Raw genomic sequence first — 20,740 nt, forward strand, 5'->3', positions numbered from 1 at the left:
GCGATGATTGAAGGGTATTGCATTGATCGCGGCGCACTGTGCGAGGCAGCTGAAGACGACGCGACTATCTGGCTGGTCGTTGCCCCGAACGCCACCGAGCAGGCAACGCTGCAGACACGCTTTGGCGTTGGCATGCAAGTGCTCGAATCGTCTCTGGACCCGGACGAGGTGGCTCGCATTGAAATCAAAGCGGATTACCTGTTCCTGATCTGGAAGCGCCCCGAAAGCTTCGATGGGCGCGCATTCAACGTCGCGTCGTTCGGCGTGGTGTTGAGCGAAAAGCGCCTGGTGGTGATTTGTGCGAGCAACGCCCTGCTCGCCAGTCTAGAGCACGACCCGCACATGACCGGTCCGCTGGACGTGTTGATGGCGCTACTCGCTGAAAGCGTTCACCACTACCTCGGGCACTTGCGGGTGGTTAAACAGATTGCTCGGGAAATGCAGCAGCAATTCACCCGAGCGATGGACAACGAGCACCTGGCCCAGATGTACAACCTGAGCGAAAGCCTCGTGTATTACGTCAATGCGATTCAAGGCAATGGCGCGGTGCTGACCCTGCTGCGCAACCACGGCCAGCGCCAGGGTTTCACCGATGCTCAGCTCGATTCGCTGAATGATCTGATAGTAGAAAACGAACAGAGCTATCAGCAGGCCAGGATTCACGCGAAGGTGTTCGCCAACCTGATCGAGTCCCACGGCAACCTCGCCAACAACAGCATGAATCGAGCCCTGCGCAAGCTCACGCTGATCAACGTGGTATTTCTGCCCTTGAACCTGATTGCCAGCATCGGCGGCATGTCCGAGTTCAGCATGATGACGGCGGGCGTCGCGTGGTGGATATCCTTTCCCCTGCTTATCGCCTGCATGGGCCTTATGGGGGCAGGGATGGTTGTCGCGCTGCGGCGCATGGCATAACGGCTTGAGATCAGCCATCAACTGGCTGGTCGACCACCCGAATATCCGTCAGCCCTACCCGCTCGGCCTGCTCAAGAATCTGCTCCGATGTCGAATCCGCCGTTGGCATCACCAGGCTGTTTTCAGCATCGCCCAGATGCAGTTCCAGCAGATGCATCGCGGCTTCGTGATCGGCCAGTTGCGCCTCCTTGAGCTCAGGCTTATAGGTACGATGCTCGCCGTTGAAACGGTATTCGATGTGGTAGGTGTACATGATGTCGTCCGCGTCGGTGGGAAAGGCACTGTTTATCCTGACGCGACGGTCAGCTTTTAGTTCAACTTGCCTGCCATTTTGCGTTCCCGGGCAAACTTTTTGCGCAGCCAGGCGTCCTCTTCTTAACTCTCCATAACAGCTGACCACAGCTAAGGACTGGCAATGACCTTTTTCATTTTCCTTCTGGCCTGCGCAGCGGCGGCAACTACCGGCGTGATGTTCAAACCCGGCCCGTGGTACGAGGCGCTGACCAAACCCTCTTTCACCCCGCCCAACTGGGCCTTTCCCGTAGCGTGGACAATCATCTATCTGCTGCTGGCCTGGGCCGGTTATCGCCTGAGCCTGATCCCCGGCAGTCAAACCGTGCTGGCCCTGTGGGCGGCGCAGATTGCCCTGAATACGCTGTGGACGCCGGTGTTCTTCGGCGCGCATCAGGTGCTGGCGGCGCTGGTGATTCTGGCGATCCTGTGGCTGGTGGTCGCGGCGATGATGGTACTCGCCCTGCAACTGGACGTAGTCACCGGGCTGATTCTGTTTCCGTATCTGGCGTGGCTGAGTGTGGCGGCGGCGCTGAACTGCTCGATCCTGATGAAGAATCGCCTGTGAGCGATTTCCCATGGCCGCAAGGCGAGCGCGAGTTGGCGCAAGTGCGTGCATTCAACAGGAAGCTCGCCTGGCTGCCACGCTTCAAGCTCCGCAATCGACTCACCCCACGGCTGATTCAAGCACTGTTGCGGGTGGGTCAGATCGGCGGCGCCGGCAAATTGCACCGGCATGGTCTGACGGCTGAACGCAAGATCATCGACACGGTGCCCGTACGCATCATCCGCCCCAAGGGCAAGGCCAAAGCCGTGGTAGTGGATGTTCACGGCGGCGGCTGGGTGATCGGCAACGCGCAGATGGATGACAACTTCAACATCGCCATCGTCCGAACCTGCGACGTGGCGGTGGTGTCCGTCGATTATCGGCTGGCGGTGTCGACGCCGATCGAGGGCTTGCTGGAAGATTGTCTGCGCGCCACGCGTGGCATCTTGAACGATCATGAATTTGCCGGATTGCCCGCGGTGATAGTCGGCGAATCGGCCGGCGGGCATCTGGCGGCGGCCACCCTGCTCGCCCTCAAATCCTCGCCCGATTTGCTGCAACGAATCTGCGGTGCACTGCTGTATTACGGCGTCTACGACCTGACCGGCACGCCGAGCGTACGCAACGCGCCAGCCAATACATTGGTGCTCGACGGCCCCGGCATGGTCGATGCGCTGCGCCTGCTCACGCCGGATATGAGCGACGAACAACGACGCCAGCCACCGCTGTCGCCGCTGTATGGCGATTTCACCGGATTGCCACCGGCGTTGCTGTTTGCCGGCGACCTCGATCCACTGCTTGATGACACGCGGCTCATCGCTGAGCACTGGCGACACGCAGCGCCGGTGCAGATGTACGTGCTGCCGGAGTGTCCGCATGGATTCATTCACTTCCCTACGGCCACCGCTGACCATGTGCTGGCTTACAGCCGGAAATGGATCGCGGCGCAAGTGGCAAGCTACTCGATCAAGTCCGCCGACATCAGCCCGACGCTTTAGTAGCTGCCGATTGCATGGCGAGCCATACAGACCGCGACAAATAAAAGGCGCCCTTACCGGCGCCTTTTATTTGCACTGAATATTGCGCGATCGTTGCGCACATTCCGATTGTGCTTCAAATCGAAAACAGTCTTTACCAGATCCGCGCCTGTTTCCCCTGCCAGCCGCCGCATAGAGTTCGCTTCAGCAGCACACTCGACTTCAGAAGGAATATCCCCATGAAAATCTCAATGTTCGTCCTCGCACTTTTCGGCTTCAGCTCAGTGGTCATGGCTCAGGATTCGGCTCCGCCACCCGTCGGGCAATACACCTACGCCAGTCACCTCGACGTCGCCAAAATCATCTCGGAAGATCCCGTGCCCGATGTCTGCGCCGTAGTGCCGATGCACATGACTTATCAGGACTCTAAAGGCCAGCAGCACATCCTGCAATACGAGGTCATGGGCGGCTGCAGCAACGGCTGATCAAGCCCTTACCTCGCACACCCATTGCGTCTCAGAGTGGCCTCGCTGAGACGCAAATGCTTTTACCTTCAATCGACAAGCTCCTGAGCAGTGCTCGCCAACTGCGCGCCTACCCGCGTTTTCAAGGTATCGACGAATCGCGTGATCTTCGCATCGACAAATTGGCGAGACGTATAGACCGCGTAAACATTGCGCTCGTAGGTGTGGTAATCAGACAACACCCGCACCAGCCTGCCGGCACGCAAATCTTCAATCGCAGTGAAGCCCGCCAGCAGACCAATCCCCGCCCCTTCGCGAATGGCCACAGCCATTGCGTCCATGTCATTCACGCTGAAACTTGGTCCACTCGGGATGAACGTCGCGTCGCCCGCCTTGCTTTTGAGCTGCCACTCATCGCGCACGTAATCCACGGTTCCGAGCAGCAGGCATTGATGATCGCAAAGTTGTTCCGGTGTCTGGGGTGCACCATGTCGCGCCAGGTACTCTGGTGAGGCTACCAGCACGCAATGACTGACGCCGATCTTCTGGCTGACATACGCCGAGTCCGGCAGCGTGCGCGCGATGAGGATCGATACGTCCAACTGATCCTCAAGCAGATTGGGCATGCGCTGGGAGAGCATCAGGTCAACGGTTACGTCGGGGAAGGCCTGGCGATATTCCAGCACTGCACCGGTCACCAATTGCCGCGCCAGTCCGGGCACGCAATGCACCCGTAACGTCCCTCGCGGTAGAAGAGCTGCATTGCTCGCCTCGGCTTCGGCACTTTCCAGGTCGGCGAGTATTTTGACGCAACGCTCGTAGAACCTGCGGCCCGCGTCGGTTACCGAGAGGCGCCGGGTCGAGCGCTGTAGCAGGCGTGTGTCGAGTGTGTTTTCCAATGCCGAAACCGCACGCGAAACGTTGCCGACAGTGGAGTCGAGATGGTTGGCCACGGCAGTGAAACTGCCCATTTCGACCACCTTGATGTACACCGACATGTTTGAAAGTTTGTCCATCCTGATCGTCCTGTAGACCTGCCATCCACTGCGGATAAGGTCGGATGCTACACGCTCGCTCCTGCGCTCGATATTACCTTCTGGGACAACAATGATTCCCTCGTGGCCGGCTAAATCAAACGGCACGCCTTCCATAGACTGGATTCCACGGGACGCCTGAACCACCGCGTACAAGGCGCCGAACTCAATCCTGCAACTATGAAGGCGACATCCATGAACACTCCTTACGATCCGCTGTATCTCTTCATCGGTGGTCAATGGCTCACTGCTCAAGGCCGCGCGACCGCTGCCGTGGTCAATCCGGCAACCGGCGAGGAAATCGGCCAGGTTCCACTCGCCACCGCCGACGATCTGGATCACGCCCTCGAAGTGGCCCGACTGAGCTTCGAACAATGGCGCCAGACCGTGCCGGACCAACGCGCAAAAATCCTCAAGCGCGCCGCCGACCTGCTCCTCGAACGCGCTCCGCAGATCGCTGCGCAGATGACGCTGGAAGAAGGTAAGCCACTGCGCGAAAGCCTCGATGAAGTCACCCGCGCGGCGGAATATTTCGAGTGGTTCGCCGAAAGCGCACGACGCATCGACGGCCGCGTCGTGCCGGCCAATCGTCCGGGTGTATTGCAATTGGTCAAACGCCAGGCGATTGGCCCGGTCGCAGCATTCACACCGTGGAATTTCCCGGCCATCACCCCGGCGCGCAAGCTCTCGGCAGCGCTGGCCGCCGGTTGCAGTGTGGTGCTCAAGCCCGGCGAGGAAAGCCCTTCCACCGCGCTGGCCCTGGCCCGGGCTCTGGACGATGCCGGCCTGCCGAAGGGCGTGCTGCAAGTGGTGTTCGGCGTGCCGGATCAAGTTTCAAGCCATCTGATTGCCTCACCGATCATTCGCAAAGTGACCTTCACCGGTTCGGTGCCAATCGGTCGGCTGTTGTCGGCCCGCGCTGCCGAAGGTGTCAAGCCGATCACTCTGGAACTGGGCGGCCACGGCCCGGTGCTGGTATTTGCCGACGCCGACATCGAAAAGGCTGCTGTGGAAGGCGTCGCCAATCGCTTTCGCGGCACCGGTCAGGTGTGTATTTCCTCGACTCGCTTCCTGATCCAGCGCAAGGCCTATGCCGAGTTTGTCGAGCACTTCGTCGCGGCCACCCAGGCATTGAAAATCGGCGATGGCATGGATCCGCAAACCCAGGTCGGGCCGCTCGCCAACCCACGGCAACTGGCGAAGATGGAGCAACTGATCGCCGACGCCGTCGGGAAAGGCGCGCGGGTGCTGGCCGGTGGCGAAGCGTTGCCGGGCGCGGGCTTCTTCTTTCAGCCCACCGTATTGGCCGATGTGCCGATGAATGCGCGAGTCATGCACGAAGAACCCTTTGGCCCCATTGCCGTGCTGATGCCTTTCGATGAACTGAGCGACGGGTTGCAAGAAGCCAACCGCCTGCCCTACGGCCTCTCGGCCTACGCATTCACGTCCAATGCGCGCACCGCGGTCGACGTGGCCGATGGCCTGGAAGCCGGAATGATCGGCATCAACCAGTACCGCATCGTCGCCACCGAGCTGCCGTTCGGCGGTATGAAGGAAAGCGGCCACGGTTCCGAAGGCGGCATCGAAGGCATCGAGCACTACCTCACCAACAAATTCATCAGCCAGGTTTAAGGGGATTTCCATGTCGACTATCGATTTCAGCAGCCCACGCGAAGCCGCCCGCGCCTTCACCCCGAAACTGGCGCAATTGGTTGACTCAACGTTGTACCCGCAGATCTGGAGTGACCCCGCATTGGCACCCCGCGAGCGCAGCCTGATCACTGTCGCCGCGCTGATTGCCGGCGGCCACTGTGAAGAATTGCCCGCGCACCTGCGCCGTGCCGTGAGAAATGGCGTGAGCCATGAAGAGTTGTCGGCGGCGATCACTCACCTGGCCTTTTACGTCGGATTCCCGGGCGCCATCACTGCCTCGGCGATCGCCAATGCCACCCTTGCCGACACGGAGCAACGCTGAGATGAAAGCCATCAACCTGAAAGAATTCGGTTCGGCAGAAGTGCTGCAACTCGGCGAAGCACCCAACCCTGATGTGCGCCCGACCGACCTGCTGGTGCGCGTCTACGCGGCCGGCGTGAACCGTGCCGACCTGACCCACCGAACCGGCGGCTACGGCCATGCGAACTTCGGCGACTCTTTGATCATCGGCCTGGAGATTGCCGGGGAAGTGCTGGAGGCCGGCAGCGAGGCCAGCGGATTCGCCGTCGGTGACCGGGTGATGGGCGTGGTCGGCGGCGGCGCCTACGCCGAACTGGCGCGCATCGACTACCGCATGGCCATGCCGATTCCGGCGCAGCTCGACTATGTGCACGCAGCGGCGATTCCCGAAGTGTTCGTCACTGCCCACGAAGCGATGCTGCACCTGGCCCGACTCAAGTCAGGTGACTCGGTGCTGATCCATGCCGCCGCCGGTGGCGTCGGTTCCGCTGCCGTGCAACTGGCCTACGCCACAGGCGCCACGGTGTACGCGACCACCGAAGGCAGCAAGCTGTCGCGTGTCGAACACTTGGGTGCCGATGTGGCCATTGACTACAAGAGCGAGGATTTCGCGCAAGTCATCGCCGACAAAACCCAGGGTCGCGGCGTCGATGTGATCATTGACTTCGTCGGCGCGCCTTACTTTGCGCGCAACCTCGCCTCGCTGGCCCACGGTGGTCGTCTTGTCCAGGTCGGCATCCTCGGCGGCGGCGGCAAGGTCGACGTGGAGCTGGAGCACATACTCTATCGGCACCTGCAAATCATCGGCACGGTGATGAAGTCGCGCACGCAGCCGGAGAAGCACGCGATGATCAAGCGCTTTCGCGAACACTGGCTTGGACGCTTCGCCGGCGCCGCGAGTCTGGAACCGGTGGTGGACAGCACCTTCCCGCTGTCCCGCGCAGCCGACGCCCATCGGCGGATGGAGTCTTCGCAGAACGTCGGGAAGATTATCCTGACGATGCAGGCCGAGGATTTGCGCTAAGGCAGGTTGTTCAGATCTGCGACAGGCCGCCGTCAACCATCAATTCCACACCGTTGACATATTTCGCATCGGCGGATGCCAGGAACAGCGCCGACGAGGCGATTTCTTCAGGCTCGGCCATGTATCCCAGTGGCGTGATCTGCTCGACGTGCTGGCGCAGCACGGCGACGTCACTTTCGCTCATCTTCAAGCCGTTGTCCATCAGCGGCGTGCGGGTGAAACCGGGGCTCAGGACATTCGCTCGAATCTTGCGACCTTTGAGTTCGTTGGCCCAAGTCCTGGCAAAGGAACGTACCGCGGCTTTGGACGCGTTGTAGAGGCTCAGTCCTTCCATGCCATTGCTGGAACAGATAGAGGCCGTCAGTACGATCGACGCGCCATTTTTCAGTAATGGCATCAACGTCTGCACGGTAAAAAAGACCCCCTTGACGTTAATGTCGAACAGGTTGAAATAGGCGGCTTCAGTGGTCTCGCCCAGCGGGTTCTTTTCGCAAATGCCCGCGTTGGCAAACACGCAGTCCAGTTGGTCGTCGCGCGCCTCGATCGTCGCCCTGAGCCTATCGAGATCAGCCTGGCGGGCGACATCGGAAATGACCGCGACCGCTCTATCGCCAAGCTTGGCCACCGCCGTCTCCAGCGTGGCTGCCGAGCGCCCGGTGAGGTAAACGCGCCTGGCGCCCTCGGTAATCAAACCCTGTGCAATCGCAAACCCGATTCCGGTGGACGCGCCGGTGACGACAGCGACCTGACCAGCGAATTTACCTGACATAACTGACTCCTCAATCTCGGTTGTGTGGCTCGACTGGAGCCACAGTCCGGCCATTTTGCGAGGAGTCAGGGGCGCAGCGGCACTGCCATAAATGAACATTGGCCGTTCAATTATGTGAGGCGTCAGCGAAGGTTTGATCGTTTAGATTGAAGTCAGCTGACTCCAAGCATCACCCGCAATCGAGAATATTCTGGAGCCGAAGGGTTGCAGAAAGGAGACCTTATGCCTCAAAAAAAAGCAGCCCTCCCGCAACCGCGACGCTGGCTGATGTTCGCCATCTTGTTGGTCGGTGCATTCTTGCCGCCGCTGGACTTTTTCATCGTCAACGTAGCGCTGCCTTCCATCCAGCAATCGCTGGGCACGGCCTCCTCCGCTGAGCAGTTGATCATCTCTTCTTATGCGGCGCTGTATGCCGTGACGCTGATCACCGGCGGACGGCTTGGTGACATCTTTGGCCGCATGAGAATGTTCTTCGTCGGCCTGATTGGCTTTGCCGTCGCCTCACTGATCTGCGGTGTCGCCGAGTCACCCTGGGTGTTGATCGCCGGACGCTCGCTGCAAGGCGTGACGGCCGCCGTCATGGCGCCGCAGGCACTCGCTTCAGTGCAGGCGATATTCCCTGAGTCGGAAAAACCCTTGGCGTTGAGCCTGTATGGCGCGGTGTTTGGCCTGGCGTCGGTAATCGGCCAGGCGCTTGGCGGGATTCTGATCTCGCTCAACCTGATGGACCTGGGCTGGCGGGCGATATTTCTGGTGAATCTACCGGTTGCGTTGCTGGTCATTCTGATCGCCATTCCCGTGGTCAAGGAAACCCGTGCCCCCCAGTCCAGCAAGCTGGATATGGGCGGAACGCTGTTGTCGATGGTGACGCTTGCGGCGCTGATCGTTCCACTGATCGAAGGGCGTGAAGCGGGCTGGCCGTTGTGGGCCTGGCTATCGCTGGCGGCGGTGCCACTGCTGGCCTGGCTGTTCTGGCGCTACGAAACCCGGTTGCATCAAGCGCAAGGGTCACCTCTGCTCAATCCTGCCGCACTTCGAGCGCCCGGCCTGGGCCGATCATTGCTGGTCGCGCTGACCTTCTACGCGATCGGCGTGTTCTTCCTGCTGTTTTCCATTTATTTACAGGGAGCACTGCAGACGAGCCCACTCAGCGCAGGTCTGGTCTTCCTTCCCTTCGGTGCGGGTTTCTTGCTGGGGCCGCTCGCCACCCAGCAATTCCGGCGTTTGCTGGGCTCGTACGTGAATCCCTTCGCAATGGCGCTCGAAGTGCTGGGCTTCGTGCTGTTGGCCTGGCTCGTGGCGCACACACCGACGGCCGTCATGCCCCCTGTGCTGTCACTTGCCGCCATACTCTTTCTGATCGGCTTAGGACAAGGACTGGCCCTTCCGACATTGATGCGCATGATCACAGGACGCGTGGCACCGGCGTATGCCGGAATGATTGCGGGCATCACCAGTTCCACCCTGCAAATCAGCACATCACTGAGTGTAGCGATCATCGGCGGCATTTTTTATACGCTTCTGGGCACGGACACGGATGCGGCCGCCATCACCCACGCCTTCACCGTCTCCATACTGTGCATCGCCGCATGCGTGGCGGTAGGCGCGGGACTGAGCCTGACCCTTGCGCGCCAACCTGCTGCGGCACTGCAAACGGCAGCCATGCACCCGGCAGAGTGAATCACCCGCCTGCCTGAGTGCCGGTCATCATGGAAGCAAGGTCGGCCAAGGCGCGAAGGCTGTCCATCTGGCGCATGTCCTGGTGGTAGCCCATCCAAATGTCGCGGCCCGGTGGCGGTTCATCCGAATCGATCAGTCGCAGAGCCGTCAACCGGTCGCCCAAAACGCGCGGCAATACCGCAACGCCCTGCCCTTGCGCGCACATTTGCGCCTGAACCGTGCGGCTGCTACTGGTGAACACGGTACGCGCCAGAGGGTAACGCTGCTGCAGCCACTGCACGTCAGGATAATGAGACTGGGCAACACTCATGGTAATCAAACCCACCCCGCCGCCATTCGGCTCGGGATCAGGCGATCCGACCGCCGCGTACAACCCATAGCTCAGGGAGACAAGCTTGCGGTGCACGATATCGGCTTCGGTGAAAGGAACGATTCGAAACGCGATGTCAGCGTCGCGACGAGCCAGGTCAAACAAACGATGTCCGGCAATAACCTCGGGCACGATCAACGGATAGCGTCGCCCCAGTTCACTCAGCACCGGAGCGAGCACATAACAGGCAAACCAGTCAGCGCAGGAAATGCGCAACACACCCTCGGGCTGTGCGCTGTCCCCCGCGAGGCGCCTTTCGATGGCCAGCGCACTCTGCTCCATTTCCTGCGCCAGGCTGAGCAGCTTCTCTCCGCTGTCGGTCAGCACCAGACCTTGGGTGGTACGCAGGAAAATGGGCTGGCCACTGGACTGTTCAAGCACTTGCAAACGCCGCCCGACGGTCGGATGGCTAACACCCAACAGCTTGGCGGCAGCGCCCAATGACCCGCTGCGGGCAATCGCGAGAAAGACTCGCACATCACTCCAGTCCATGCTCTGCCCCCGTACAAAAATGAACAGTGAGAGTGCAGCAATGACAGTGCCGTAGCAATCCCGCGCCCTACATACTTGTCTGCATTCACCGTCGTCGAATACCCACCGGAGACTGCAAATGAAGATTGGTTTTATCGGAGCGGGAAGCCTGGGCAGAGCGATCATTCCACGGCTCGTGCGGGCTGGCCATCACGTCTCGGTGTGGAACCGCAGTCACGCGGCGATCAAGGATCTTGAAGGCATCAGCGTGCTCGAATCGCCGGCCTCGGCGTTTCAGCGAGAAGTCGTCATCAGCCTGCTGGCCGATGATGCCGCCGTCAGGCGAGTGCTGCTCTCCAGCGCTGCTCTGGAGCATGCAGACAAGGCTTGCGTGCATGTCGTGATGTCGACCTTGTCGCCTTCGCTGATGTTGGAGTTGCAGCGCGAACACGAAGCGGTCGGCATGGCATTGATCGCGGCACCGGTCTTCGGCGTGCCCGCAGTCGCGGCTAAAGGCGAGTTGAATATCCTGGCGGCCGGATCGCAGGCGGCTGTCTCGACCGTCCAACCGCTGTTCGATCTGCTCGGAAAAAACACCTGGTACCTGGGCGATCAACCTGAACAGGCGTGTATCGCGAAAATCGCCGGCAACATGATGATCACCCAAGCCATCCAGTCGCTGGGCGAAGCAAGCGGACTCGTTCAACGCCACGGACTGAGCCCTTCGATTTTCATCAGGCTGATGACCCAGACTCTGTTTGCCTGCCCCAGTTATCAACGCTATGGGCAGAACGTCGTCAACCACAGTTTTGAACCGGGTTTCAAACTGTCGCTTGGCCTCAAGGATATAAATCTGGCGATTGATGCCGGTCGTCTCAAGAACCTGGAACTGCCTGCGGCAGATGCCGTGCGACTGAAAATGACGTCGGCGGTAGCCAGGGGGGATGGCGAAAAGGACTGGTCTGTTTTCGCTCAGCAGACGAATCACTAAGAAGCTCTTTGGAACAACTGTCACGAGGCCATTCATGGAAAACTCCGGCATCGCGCGTCAACTCTCAACATTCAGAAAAACCATCGACAATATCGACGCCGCCCTCATCCACATGCTCGCGGAACGGTTTCGCTGTACCGATGAGGTCGGGTTGCTCAAAGCCCGATATCAGTTGCCTGCGGTAGACCAGGCCAGAGAGCAGCAGCAATTCCAACGTCTGGCAGTACTTGCGCAAGAGGCCGACCTGGACAGCGCCCTCGTGCAGAGGCTGATGCAGTTCGTCATCGGCGAAGTGGTCGAGCGCCACAGACAGATCGCCGCCAGGCATGAGCCGAAACCCGCCAACAACCCTAACCCTCGGGCCTGACCCCGGCGCCACTTATAGAAGCAATCAGACAAACGAGCAGAACCGCATGAAATGGCCAACGATCGAGCAAATTCGCAGCTTCACCGACCTGCCCTCTGGCTACAGTTGGGATTACCTGAAACGTGAGGAAATCAATGTCGCGACGGATTTTTTCCGTACATGGTTTCCCTCCATTTCGGTAGGGTTGGGAAGCCCGTTTCTGGACCAGCCGTTCTACGCAGACAACGTGGTGCTCGAAGACGATCCGGAGCGAGGAATATTCGCTATCGTCGTCCGCCACAATGGTGAAATTGTCGCCATCGCCACGTGGGAAAAAATGGACGGCGCTGACGTTATTTTCGGGCGGGTGGGCGCGGTAGCCAAACCGCACCGACGAGCCAGACTGGCCGTTGCGGCCCAGGACCTGGGAGAAAAAATCGGCACGTTCATGGGCGCGGGTCTGATCTATGGCATGGCAACAACCCGCACGCCGTATATGCAACAAGCACTGGAGCACGCCGGTTACAAAGCCGTAGGGATCATGCCTGGCCTCGACCAAGAAGAAACAGAGCCCGGAGTCGTGCGCAGGGTTTACGAAGTCATCTACGTAAAACGCCTCGCCCCACCCGCGGACTTTCTTATTCCCTCTGAGCAAAACCTCACCCCGGCAGTCGCTCGGCTCTACGCAGAAATATTTCGAGGTGACGGCGAAGACTTTTCTGGTGCGAGCGCTGAAAACCTCCGTCCAAGACCTGATTGATAGGATCAGGCAATACTTGAATCCGATCCGGCATAGCTCAACAGCGTCACCCTTCCTAGCATGGCCTCTCCAATCGCCTGCAGGAGTACAGATCCATGAAGACCCTTTTCGTCACCGGTGTCAGCAGCGGCTTTGGTCAGGCTTTGGCCAAGGAGGCACTTGCCCAAGGCCATAGGATCATTGGCACGGTTCGCAGCGAATCCGCGCTCGAAGCCTTTGAGACGTTATCGCCCGAGCGGGCCCACGGCGTGCTGCTGGACGTTACCGATTTCAATGTCATCGACTTGGTGGTCGCCGGTATTGAGGATCGCCACGGCCCGGTGGATGTGCTGGTCAACAACGCAGGTTATGGCCACGAAGGGATTTTCGAAGAGTCATCGCTGGAGGAGATGCGCCGCCAGTTCGACGTCAATGTCTTTGGCGCGGTGGCGGTGACCAAGGCGTTCGTGCCGTATTTTCGCCAGCGGCGCGCGGGGCACATCCTCAATATCACCTCCATGGGTGGCCATATCACCATGCCGGGAATCGCTTGGTACTGCGGCAGCAAATTTGCCCTGGAGGGCATCTCCGATACGCTGAGCAAGGAGCTTGCGCCCTTCGGTATTTTTGTCACCGCTGTGGCGCCGGGTTCATTTCGCACCGACTGGGCCGGCCGCTCAATGCAGCGCACGCCGCGCAGTATCGGTGATTACGACGAAAGTTTTGATCCGGTGCGCAAGGCCCGCGAGGAGAAAAGCGGCCATCAGTTGGGCGATCCGCAGAAAGCCGCACGCGCTATGTTGACGATAATCGACAGTCCAAATCCCCCCGCTCACTTGTTGCTAGGCAGCGATGCCTTGGCACTGGTGCGTGACAAGTTGCAGCAGACGGCGGAGAGTATTGAGCAATGGCAAGCGCTCAGCCGCTCGACAGATAGCTGAGCGATGCGGAGAACCTTAATGCTTGATCCGAAAGATCCAACCACGGCGCGCATGGTCCAGTTGATGAACCAGCTCGCACCACTGGAAGGCTACAACCTCAGCCCACTGGACGATGTGCGTTTCCTGCGTTCCAACCGACCACTGACCCGCACGCCGGTGCTGTATGAACCGGGCATCGTCATCCTTTGTCAGGGGCGTAAACGCGGCTATCTCGGCGAGGAAATCTATGTCTACGACGCTCAGCATTATTTGGTGGTGTCGGTGCCGGTGCCCTTCACCATGGAAACCGACGCCAGCGAGGCCGAGCCAATGCTGGCGGTGTACATGCGTCTGGATTTCGCCCTGGCTGGCGAGCTGATTCAGCAGGTGGATGAACTGTGGGATTTCCCCACAGCCCAGCCGACGGGCATGTACGCCTCGCCTCTGGACGAACCGCTACGCCAATCGACCCTGCGCTTTCTTGAAGTGATGAGCAACGATGCCGATGCGCGAATCCTTGGCCCGGCGATGCTGCGCGAGCTCTACTACCGCATCCTCACAGGCGAACAAGGTGGCACCCTGCGCGCCGCTATCGCGCAACAAGGCCAGTTCGGCAAAGTGACCCGCGCCATCCACAAGATCCACAGTTGCTATCACCAGCACCTCGACGTAGAAACCCTCGCCGAAGAGGCGCAGATGAGCGTGCCGAATTTTCATCTGCACTTTCGCAAGGTCACCGATTCCTCGCCGATGCAGTATCTGAAGTCGACGCGATTGCACCAGGCGCGATTGCTGATGCTGCGCAACGACCTGACCGCCGCGAAATCGGCGTTTCTGGTCGGTTACGAAAGCGCCTCGCAATTCAGCCGCGACTTCAAACGCCTCTTCGGCCGCACACCGCTAGCGGAAGTGGCGTGGATGAAACAGGCCTATGCGCTGCCAGCACCGGCGACTGCGTCGCCGTTTGTGTCTTCGCATTGATCTTTTAACGTGCCAGCGTCTTCGCCATGATGATCGTGCGCTCCTCCTGATGAAATTCATCTCTGACTTTCTTGAAGCCGAGCGAAGCATAGAAGCCTTCTGCGGTGACTGAGGAAGGAACGCGCAGCAGATGGAAACCTGCGTCCATGGCGAGTGATTGAATGCTCTTCATCAGCTGTCTTCCGACACCCATTCCTTGAAAGTCCGGGTCGACAAATACGCTTCGAACAACGTCTCGATCGAGACTTGCCGTTGCGACGATTTGATTGTCGAGCGCAGCGACCAGCACCTGACGCTCAGCCAACAAGCGAAGGATCTTCGAGGGCGAAAAACTGTCAATCACTCGATCAATGATATCGGGTGGATAGTCGCGGGCATTGCTCTCACGGAGCGTCTTGATGATCGTTTCACTGATAGCCGGCGCATCCGCATCTTTTGCGATTTGTATTTGAATACTCATCAAAAGGCTCCTTGCTTGTCAGTTCCATGTACCGCGCACTTATCGCAGCAAATTCGCAAAATATGCCTGTCCGCTATTTACCTCCGAGGCTTCCGCCACCATCGACACTGATCACCTGCCCAGTCACGAACGAAGCTTGTGCACTCAGCAGGAAAGTAATGAGCGAGGCAACTTCGGCGGGCGTTCCCAATCTTTGCATCGGAATGGTAGAGATTATTTGCCGCTCGCCGTCACTTCCCACCGGGCGCGTTTTGCGAAAAAGCTCGGTGTCGATAGGGCCTGGCGCGACGGCATTGACGGTGATGCCCGTCGGCGCCAATTCAAGCGCCCATGTACGAGTGATGCCGACCAGAGCGCTTTTTGCAGCAGCGTAAGCCGTTCTGTCACGGGCGCCATAAATGGCACGGCTGCACACATTGACGATGCGACCAGCAGCAGACCGTTTGAGCGACGGCAAGCAAGCCTGGGTAACTTGCACGGAGGCTCTGACATTCAAATCAAAGACTTTTTGCAGCGTTTCCAGATCGAGCGTTTCGAGGCTTTGCGCAGTCGCAACGCCTGCGTTATTGACCACGGCATCAATCGGTGTCTGCTCCAGCAGAGTCCCGAGCATCTTGCCTGTCTGTTGGACGTCGCTTAAATCCGCGAGCAACAGCTTCCCGGGAAAATCATCAATCGGATGTCGGGCAATACCGACCACGTTCCACCCCGCCTGGTGCAACTGGGTACTGAGCGCGAAACCAATGCCTTTGGTTGCACCTGTTATCAGTGCGGTTCGGCAGTTGCTCATCATCAGCTTCTCCTCATCGACTCGAAACCTATTGATAGCACAGTCGACTCAAACCATGGTCAGCACGACAACGACCGCAGACGCCGCCTACATCCGGTGCCTCTCCAACAAAAAATCCACAAACAACCGCACCCGCGCCGGCATCGCCGCGCCACCGACGAACACCGCATGAATCGGTTCTTCATCGCCGGGGTTCCAGGCTTGCAGCAGCGGGACCAACTCGCCGCGCTGCAAGTCTTCCCTGACGGTGAACTCGCCAATGCGCGCGATGCCGGCGCCGAGTCTGGCGAATTGGGCCAGTGCTTCACCGCTGCTGCATTCGATGTTGCCGCTGACCTTCAGGGAAAACTCCTTGCCGTCGCGGATAAACGGCCAGTTGGCTTCGGCGCGGCGGAAGTTGAAGCGCAGGCAGTTGTGCTTGAGCAGGTCTTCCGGTTCGAGAGGAGTGCCGTGACGCCGCAGATAATCGGGCGATGCCACCACGACTTGCCCGGTGTGGCCGAGCCGGCGGGCGGTGAGTGGGCTGTCGGGCAGATGGCCAAAGCGTATGGCGACGTCCGCCTGGCCGGCGAGGATGTCGACCACCTCGTCGCCGAGGCTGAGGTCGACGACGATGTTCGGGTAACGGGCACTGAAGGCTGTAACCAACGGCACGATGGTCATCCGTCCATGGCCAAGGGCGGCGCTGACGCGCAATCGGCCCCTCGGTACGCCTTGGTCGGCAATGGCTTCCTCCACCTCGTCCATGTCGGCCAGAATCCGCCGGGCACCGCGCAGGAACGCTTCGCCCTCGGCGGTAAAAGTCAGCGTGCGGGTGGTGCGCAGCAGCAGGCGGGTACCGAGGCGCTGTTCGGCGCGGGCGATGATCCGACTGACCGCCGAAGGCGTTAGCCCCAACGCACGCGCAGCCGCTGAGAGGCTGCCCTCCTGCGCCACGGTGACGAACACACTCATCTCACCTGACCTGCCGTTGAAGTCCATTCGTGCCTCTTGCGCAAAGGTGATTGCCAAAATCGCTATCTACCGCCTGAAAACGATGGATCGTAGCATTGGCGGCATAGATGAGGAGACTTTCCATGCGTATCAATCCACCACTTGTTGCACTCGCCGTCGGCGCCTTTGGCATCGGCGTCACCGAGTTCGCACCGATGGGCATGTTGCCCGGTATCGCTGCCGATCTCGGGGTTTCCATTCCCGCCGCCGGGCTGTTGGTCAGCGCCTACGCCTTGGGCGTTTTGCTTGGCGCCCCACTGATGACCCTGACCACCGGCAGGATTCCCCGCCGCTATCTGTTGATCGGGCTGATGGCGATTTTCACTCTTGGGAACCTGATGTCGGCGCTGGCCACCGATTACTACAGCTTGATGGTCGCCAGGGTGATCACCTCGCTCAATCACGGTGCGTTCTTTGGGGTTGGCTCCGTGGTCGCCGCCAGCGTGGTCGCACCGGAAAAACGCGCCGGTGCCGTGGCGGCGATGTTCATGGGCCTGACCCTGGCGACCATTGGCGGTGTGCCGATGGCGGCCTGGTTTGGTGAGCTGTTCGGCTGGCGCACTGCGTTCTGGGGCATCACCGGCCTCGGCGTGTTGACCATGGCAGCGTTGTGGTTCGCCCTGCCGAACCTGAAGGCACCGGAGCGTGCGGGTGCGCTGGCGGAAATTCGCGTGCTGGGCCGGGGCCCGGTGCTGGCAGCGCTGGCCCTGACCGTTGTCGGCTCAAGTGCGATGTTTACCGTGTTCACCTACATCGCGCCGATCCTCAGCAGCGAGGCCCACGCCTCCACCGCTTTCATCACCGCCATGCTGGTGCTGTTCGGAGTCGGCTTGACGCTGGGCAACATGTGGGGCGGCAAGGCTGCTGACCGCTCGATCGATCGCACTCTGATCGTGTCGCTGAGCGCGCTGATTCTGGTCTTGCTGGCGTTCACTGTGCTGATGCGCTGGCCGCTGCCGGCCGCCGTGGCCATTCTGATCTGGGGTATCGCCAGCTTCGCTCTGGTGCCGCCGCTGCAGATGCGCGTGATGGAAGCGGCCAAGGACGCGCCCAATCTGGCTTCGGCGGTGAACATCGGTGCGTTCAATCTTGGCAATGCAATTGGTGCGGCGCTGGGCGGTGCGGTGATCAACGCCGGGCTGGGTTATCCGGCAATTTCCCTGGCCGGCGCGGCAATGGCGGGCCTGGGACTGCTGATGGTGTTGGCGTTTGCCTGGCGTTCCAGAGCCAGTGCCGCTGCGGTGGCTTGAGCCATTCGCAGCGCTATACCCCGCCCTGCTGATACTCACGCGGCGTGCAGCCAAACTCGCGACGAAACACCGTGTGCAGATACTGCGCAGATTTGAAGCCGCACGCCTGAGCTATATCGGCAATCGCCGAATCAGTATTTTTCAGTCCATTGGTAGCCGCCGCCAGTTTGAAACGCAGAATCTCGTCATGCACGCTGCAGCCGCGCTCGGCACGAAAGTGCGCCTCCAGCGATGAGCGCGACACGCCGACATACGCCGCCACTTGTGCGGTCTTGATGCCCTGGCAGGCATATTGGCGGATGAACAGCAGCGCTTGCATGACGTAGGGATTGCCCAGCGGTTGGTGCAGACTCGACACCTGTACGTTGACCGCGTCAGGCGGGATCAGAATCTGCGTGCCGGTGGACGGCATGCCGTGAAGCATCTGGTGCAGCAGCTGTGCGGCGGTGCGACCCATGGTTTCGGTGCCCTGAATGACCGAACTCAGGGGAACTCGGGTCAGGCTGCGGGTCAGCGGGTCGTTGTCGATGCCGATCAGCGCGACCTGTTCGGGCACGGCGATGCCGGCGGTCAGGCAGGCTTGCAACAGTTGCCGGGCGCGGGCATCGCTGACGGCGATAATGCCGATGGGTTTGGGCAGGCTGTGCAGCCAGGCGATCAGCTGTTCCACGGCGCTGTCCCACAGCGGTGCGCTGGTGCCCATGCCGCGATAGATCTCGGCATGCAGGTCATCGCGCTGCATCAGTTTGCGGAAGGCTTTTTCGCGCTCCTGCGCCCAGCGATTGGCCTGCGCCTGGGGCAGACTGAAACAGGCAAAGCGCTGCAACCCCGCCTCGACCAGATGCGAGTAAGCCAGGCTGATCAACCCATGGTTATCGGTGGCGACGTAGGGAATCGCTTTCGGATAGGCGCGCTCATCCTCGTAGGATCCACCCACCGCCACCACCGGCAGATGGATGTCGGCCAGTGCCTCGCCAATCAGCGGATCGTCGAAGTCGGCAATGATGCCGTCACCCTGCCAGCGCTCGATGCCCTTCAAGCGACAGAGAAAATCCTCTTCCAGAAACAGATCCCAGGAAGCCCGAGTGCTGCTCAGGTAGTTGCCGATGCCGCTGATGATTCCTCGGTCATAGATCTTGCTGCCGTTGAACAACAGGGCGATGCGATGCACGGGCGGTAAGGTTTTCATTCAGGATCCGGATTTTGCGCCAAGCCATTCGCGAGCAGGCTCGCTCCCACATCAGACTAGGCGCGAAGCCGCCGAAGCTCAATACGCAAAATCGCACTGTGTGTTGAGGCTTTTCATAATCAGCAGGCACGGGGCCGTTGCTAGTATCGAGACACCGCCAAGAACAACAAGGACAAGGTCCATGCCGTACTTCCCCGATATCGAGCCGGTTCGCTACGAAGGCCCGACCAGTGATTCGCCCCTCGCCTTCCGCCATTACGATGCCGACAAACTGATCCTCGGCAGACCCATGCGCGAACACCTGCGCATGGCCGCGTGCTATTGGCACACCTTCGTCTGGCCGGGCTCCGATGTGTTCGGCGCTGGCACCTTCAAGCGTCCGTGGCAACGCAGCGGCGAGCCGATGCAACTGGCCATCGGCAAGGCTGAAGCGGCGTTCGAGTTTTTCAGCAAGCTGGGCATTGATTACTACTGCTTTCACGACACCGACGTCGCCCCCGAAGGCAACTCCCTGAAGGAGTATCGCGAACACTTTGCGCAAATGGTCGATCGCCTCGAGCAACATCAGGAACAGAGCGGCATCAAGCTGCTCTGGGGCACCGCCAACTGCTTCAGCAATCCGCGCTTTGCCGCCGGTGCCGCGAGCAATCCCGATCCGCAAGTGTTCGCCTGTGCCGCCGCGCAGGTGTTCAGCGCGATGAACGCAACCCATCGCCTCAAGGGCGCCAACTACGTGCTGTGGGGCGGTCGCGAAGGCTATGAAACCCTGCTCAACACCGACTTGAAACGCGAGCGCGAACAACTCGGGCGTTTCATGCGCATGGTGGTCGAGCACAAGCACAAGATCGGCTTCACCGGCGACCTGCTGATCGAGCCCAAGCCGCAGGAGCCGACCAAGCACCAATACGATTACGACAGCGCCACGGTGTTCGGTTTTCTCCAGCAGTACGGCCTGGAGAAGGAGATCAAGGTCAACATCGAAGCCAACCACGCGACCCTGGCCGGTCACAGCTTTCATCACGAAATCGCCACGGCCGCTTCATTGGGAATTTTCGGCAGCATCGACGCCAACCGTGGCGATCCGCAGAACGGCTGGGACACCGATCAATTCCCCAACAGCGTCGAAGAGATGACCCTGGCCACCTATGAAATCCTCAAGGCCGGGGGCTTCAAGAATGGCGGCTTCAACTTCGACTCCAAGGTGCGCCGGCAGAGTCTCGACGAGATTGATCTGTTTCACGGTCACGTTGGCGCCATGGACGTTCTCGCCCTTTCCCTGGAGCGCGCCGCCGCGATGGTTGAGAACGATCAGTTGCAAGCGCTCAAGGACCAACGCTATGCCGGCTGGCGCCAGCCGTTCGGGCAAGCGGTGCTGGCCGGGGACTTCAATCTCGAGTCATTGGCCGAGCACGCATTCAGCAACGCGCTGAACCCGCAAGCCGTCAGCGGTCGCCAGGAAATGCTCGAAAACATCGTCAACCGCTACCTCTATCGCTGATCGCCAAGGGAGGCTGCCGACGCAACGACGCTGTGACAATTGCACGACAATTCTGTGCGTGCTGCGTCGGCAGATTCTCTACAGTTC

Annotated in this window: 23 protein-coding genes; 15 read left to right on the forward strand and 8 right to left on the reverse strand. The window is 60.1% G+C overall.

The genetic code is table 11. From position 1 onward, the window contains the following. Window positions 1-3 precede the first annotated feature (3 nt). Complete coding sequence (locus tag VNV36_RS12945; RefSeq protein WP_325718099.1) at window positions 4-915, forward strand: magnesium transporter CorA family protein; 912 nt, start codon at window positions 4-6, stop codon at window positions 913-915. Between the two features lie 10 nt (window positions 916-925). On the opposite strand, the gene VNV36_RS12950 is transcribed toward VNV36_RS12945, so the two are convergent. Next, window positions 926-1,168 carry a hypothetical protein gene (locus VNV36_RS12950; protein ID WP_325718100.1) on the reverse strand — a complete coding sequence of 81 codons (243 nt, stop codon included), beginning with the start codon at window positions 1,166-1,168 and terminating at the stop codon, window positions 926-928. Window positions 1,169-1,330: 162 nt separating this feature from the next. Here VNV36_RS12950 and tspO point away from each other — a divergent pair, with 162 nt between their 5' ends. From tspO to VNV36_RS12965, 3 genes are all read left to right on the forward strand, one after another. Beyond that, the gene (tspO, locus tag VNV36_RS12955; protein WP_325718101.1) at window positions 1,331-1,774 is read left to right on the forward strand and encodes a tryptophan-rich sensory protein TspO; all 444 of its coding nucleotides are present in this window, start codon (window positions 1,331-1,333) and stop codon (window positions 1,772-1,774) included. After that, complete coding sequence (locus VNV36_RS12960; RefSeq protein WP_325718102.1) at window positions 1,771-2,751, forward strand: alpha/beta hydrolase fold domain-containing protein; 981 nt, start codon at window positions 1,771-1,773, stop codon at window positions 2,749-2,751. Before tspO ends, VNV36_RS12960 begins: the two co-directional genes overlap by 4 nt. Window positions 2,752-2,969: 218 nt before the next feature. Beyond that, window positions 2,970-3,215: a DUF2790 domain-containing protein gene (locus tag VNV36_RS12965; protein ID WP_325718103.1), complete on the forward strand. Its 246-nt coding sequence runs from the start codon at window positions 2,970-2,972 to the stop codon at window positions 3,213-3,215. 68 nt (window positions 3,216-3,283) lie between these two features. On the opposite strand, the gene VNV36_RS12970 is transcribed toward VNV36_RS12965, so the two are convergent. After that, complete coding sequence (locus VNV36_RS12970) at window positions 3,284-4,210, reverse strand: LysR family transcriptional regulator (protein WP_325718104.1); 927 nt, start codon at window positions 4,208-4,210, stop codon at window positions 3,284-3,286. A gap of 213 nt (window positions 4,211-4,423) precedes the next feature. On the opposite strand from VNV36_RS12970, the gene VNV36_RS12975 reads away from it, so the two are divergent. The 3 genes from VNV36_RS12975 to VNV36_RS12985 are packed head-to-tail and all read left to right on the forward strand — an operon-like array spanning window position 4,424 to window position 7,206. Next, entirely contained in the window at window positions 4,424-5,860 is a 1,437-nt protein-coding gene (locus VNV36_RS12975) for an NAD-dependent succinate-semialdehyde dehydrogenase (protein ID WP_325718105.1), read from the forward strand. A gap of 10 nt (window positions 5,861-5,870) precedes the next feature. Next, complete coding sequence (locus VNV36_RS12980) at window positions 5,871-6,203, forward strand: carboxymuconolactone decarboxylase family protein (protein WP_325718106.1); 333 nt, start codon at window positions 5,871-5,873, stop codon at window positions 6,201-6,203. Between the two features lies 1 nt (window position 6,204). Then, entirely contained in the window at window positions 6,205-7,206 is a 1,002-nt protein-coding gene (locus VNV36_RS12985) for an NAD(P)H-quinone oxidoreductase (protein ID WP_325718107.1), read from the forward strand. Between the two features lie 10 nt (window positions 7,207-7,216). On the opposite strand, the gene VNV36_RS12990 is transcribed toward VNV36_RS12985, so the two are convergent. Beyond that, complete coding sequence (locus VNV36_RS12990; protein ID WP_325718108.1) at window positions 7,217-7,975, reverse strand: SDR family NAD(P)-dependent oxidoreductase; 759 nt, start codon at window positions 7,973-7,975, stop codon at window positions 7,217-7,219. Between the two features lie 222 nt (window positions 7,976-8,197). Here VNV36_RS12990 and VNV36_RS12995 point away from each other — a divergent pair, with 222 nt between their 5' ends. Continuing rightward, window positions 8,198-9,655: an MFS transporter gene (locus tag VNV36_RS12995; protein ID WP_325718109.1), complete on the forward strand. Its 1,458-nt coding sequence runs from the start codon at window positions 8,198-8,200 to the stop codon at window positions 9,653-9,655. Between the two features lies 1 nt (window position 9,656). On the opposite strand, the gene VNV36_RS13000 is transcribed toward VNV36_RS12995, so the two are convergent. Beyond that, window positions 9,657-10,517, reverse strand: coding sequence for a LysR family transcriptional regulator (locus VNV36_RS13000; protein WP_325718110.1), 861 nt, complete (start codon window positions 10,515-10,517; stop codon window positions 9,657-9,659). 118 nt (window positions 10,518-10,635) lie between these two features. Between VNV36_RS13000 and VNV36_RS13005 the strand changes: the two genes are divergently transcribed. From VNV36_RS13005 to VNV36_RS13025, 5 genes are all read left to right on the forward strand, one after another. Continuing rightward, window positions 10,636-11,487 carry an NAD(P)-dependent oxidoreductase gene (locus tag VNV36_RS13005; protein ID WP_325718111.1) on the forward strand — a complete coding sequence of 284 codons (852 nt, stop codon included), beginning with the start codon at window positions 10,636-10,638 and terminating at the stop codon, window positions 11,485-11,487. Between the two features lie 34 nt (window positions 11,488-11,521). Further along, window positions 11,522-11,854 (forward strand): chorismate mutase, encoded by a 333-nt coding sequence (locus tag VNV36_RS13010; RefSeq protein ID WP_325718112.1) that lies wholly within the window; start codon window positions 11,522-11,524, stop codon window positions 11,852-11,854. Window positions 11,855-11,900: 46 nt separating this feature from the next. After that, window positions 11,901-12,593, forward strand: a complete 693-nt coding sequence (locus VNV36_RS13015; protein WP_325718113.1) for a hypothetical protein — start codon at window positions 11,901-11,903, stop codon at window positions 12,591-12,593. Between the two features lie 95 nt (window positions 12,594-12,688). Further along, on the forward strand, window positions 12,689-13,513 hold the full coding sequence (locus VNV36_RS13020) for an oxidoreductase (protein WP_325718114.1): 825 nt from the start codon (window positions 12,689-12,691) through the stop codon (window positions 13,511-13,513). Window positions 13,514-13,531: 18 nt separating this feature from the next. Then, window positions 13,532-14,473: an AraC family transcriptional regulator gene (locus tag VNV36_RS13025; protein ID WP_325718115.1), complete on the forward strand. Its 942-nt coding sequence runs from the start codon at window positions 13,532-13,534 to the stop codon at window positions 14,471-14,473. 4 nt (window positions 14,474-14,477) lie between these two features. Here VNV36_RS13025 and VNV36_RS13030 read toward each other — a convergent pair whose 3' ends face one another. The 3 genes from VNV36_RS13030 to VNV36_RS13040 all read right to left on the reverse strand — a co-directional run bounded on the left by VNV36_RS13030 (window position 14,478) and on the right by VNV36_RS13040 (window position 16,704). After that, complete coding sequence (locus tag VNV36_RS13030) at window positions 14,478-14,933, reverse strand: GNAT family N-acetyltransferase (RefSeq protein WP_325718116.1); 456 nt, start codon at window positions 14,931-14,933, stop codon at window positions 14,478-14,480. Window positions 14,934-15,006: 73 nt separating this feature from the next. Continuing rightward, on the reverse strand, window positions 15,007-15,723 hold the full coding sequence (locus tag VNV36_RS13035) for an SDR family oxidoreductase (protein ID WP_325718162.1): 717 nt from the start codon (window positions 15,721-15,723) through the stop codon (window positions 15,007-15,009). A gap of 87 nt (window positions 15,724-15,810) precedes the next feature. Next, window positions 15,811-16,704, reverse strand: coding sequence for a LysR substrate-binding domain-containing protein (locus tag VNV36_RS13040; RefSeq protein WP_325718117.1), 894 nt, complete (start codon window positions 16,702-16,704; stop codon window positions 15,811-15,813). 95 nt (window positions 16,705-16,799) lie between these two features. Between VNV36_RS13040 and VNV36_RS13045 the strand changes: the two genes are divergently transcribed. Further along, window positions 16,800-17,966: an MFS transporter gene (locus VNV36_RS13045; RefSeq protein WP_325718118.1), complete on the forward strand. Its 1,167-nt coding sequence runs from the start codon at window positions 16,800-16,802 to the stop codon at window positions 17,964-17,966. 13 nt (window positions 17,967-17,979) lie between these two features. Here the strand turns inward: VNV36_RS13045 and VNV36_RS13050 are convergent, their stop codons facing one another. Next, entirely contained in the window at window positions 17,980-19,155 is a 1,176-nt protein-coding gene (locus VNV36_RS13050) for a XylR family transcriptional regulator (RefSeq protein ID WP_325718119.1), read from the reverse strand. A 181-nt stretch (window positions 19,156-19,336) separates the two neighbouring features. On the opposite strand from VNV36_RS13050, the gene xylA reads away from it, so the two are divergent. Further along, window positions 19,337-20,653 (forward strand): xylose isomerase, encoded by a 1,317-nt coding sequence (xylA, locus tag VNV36_RS13055; RefSeq protein WP_325718120.1) that lies wholly within the window; start codon window positions 19,337-19,339, stop codon window positions 20,651-20,653. The last annotated feature ends 87 nt before the right edge of the window (window positions 20,654-20,740 follow it).

The sequence above is a fragment of the Pseudomonas sp. genome (assembly GCF_035554175.1).
In the GTDB taxonomy this organism is placed as follows: Bacteria; Pseudomonadota; Gammaproteobacteria; order Pseudomonadales; family Pseudomonadaceae; genus Aquipseudomonas.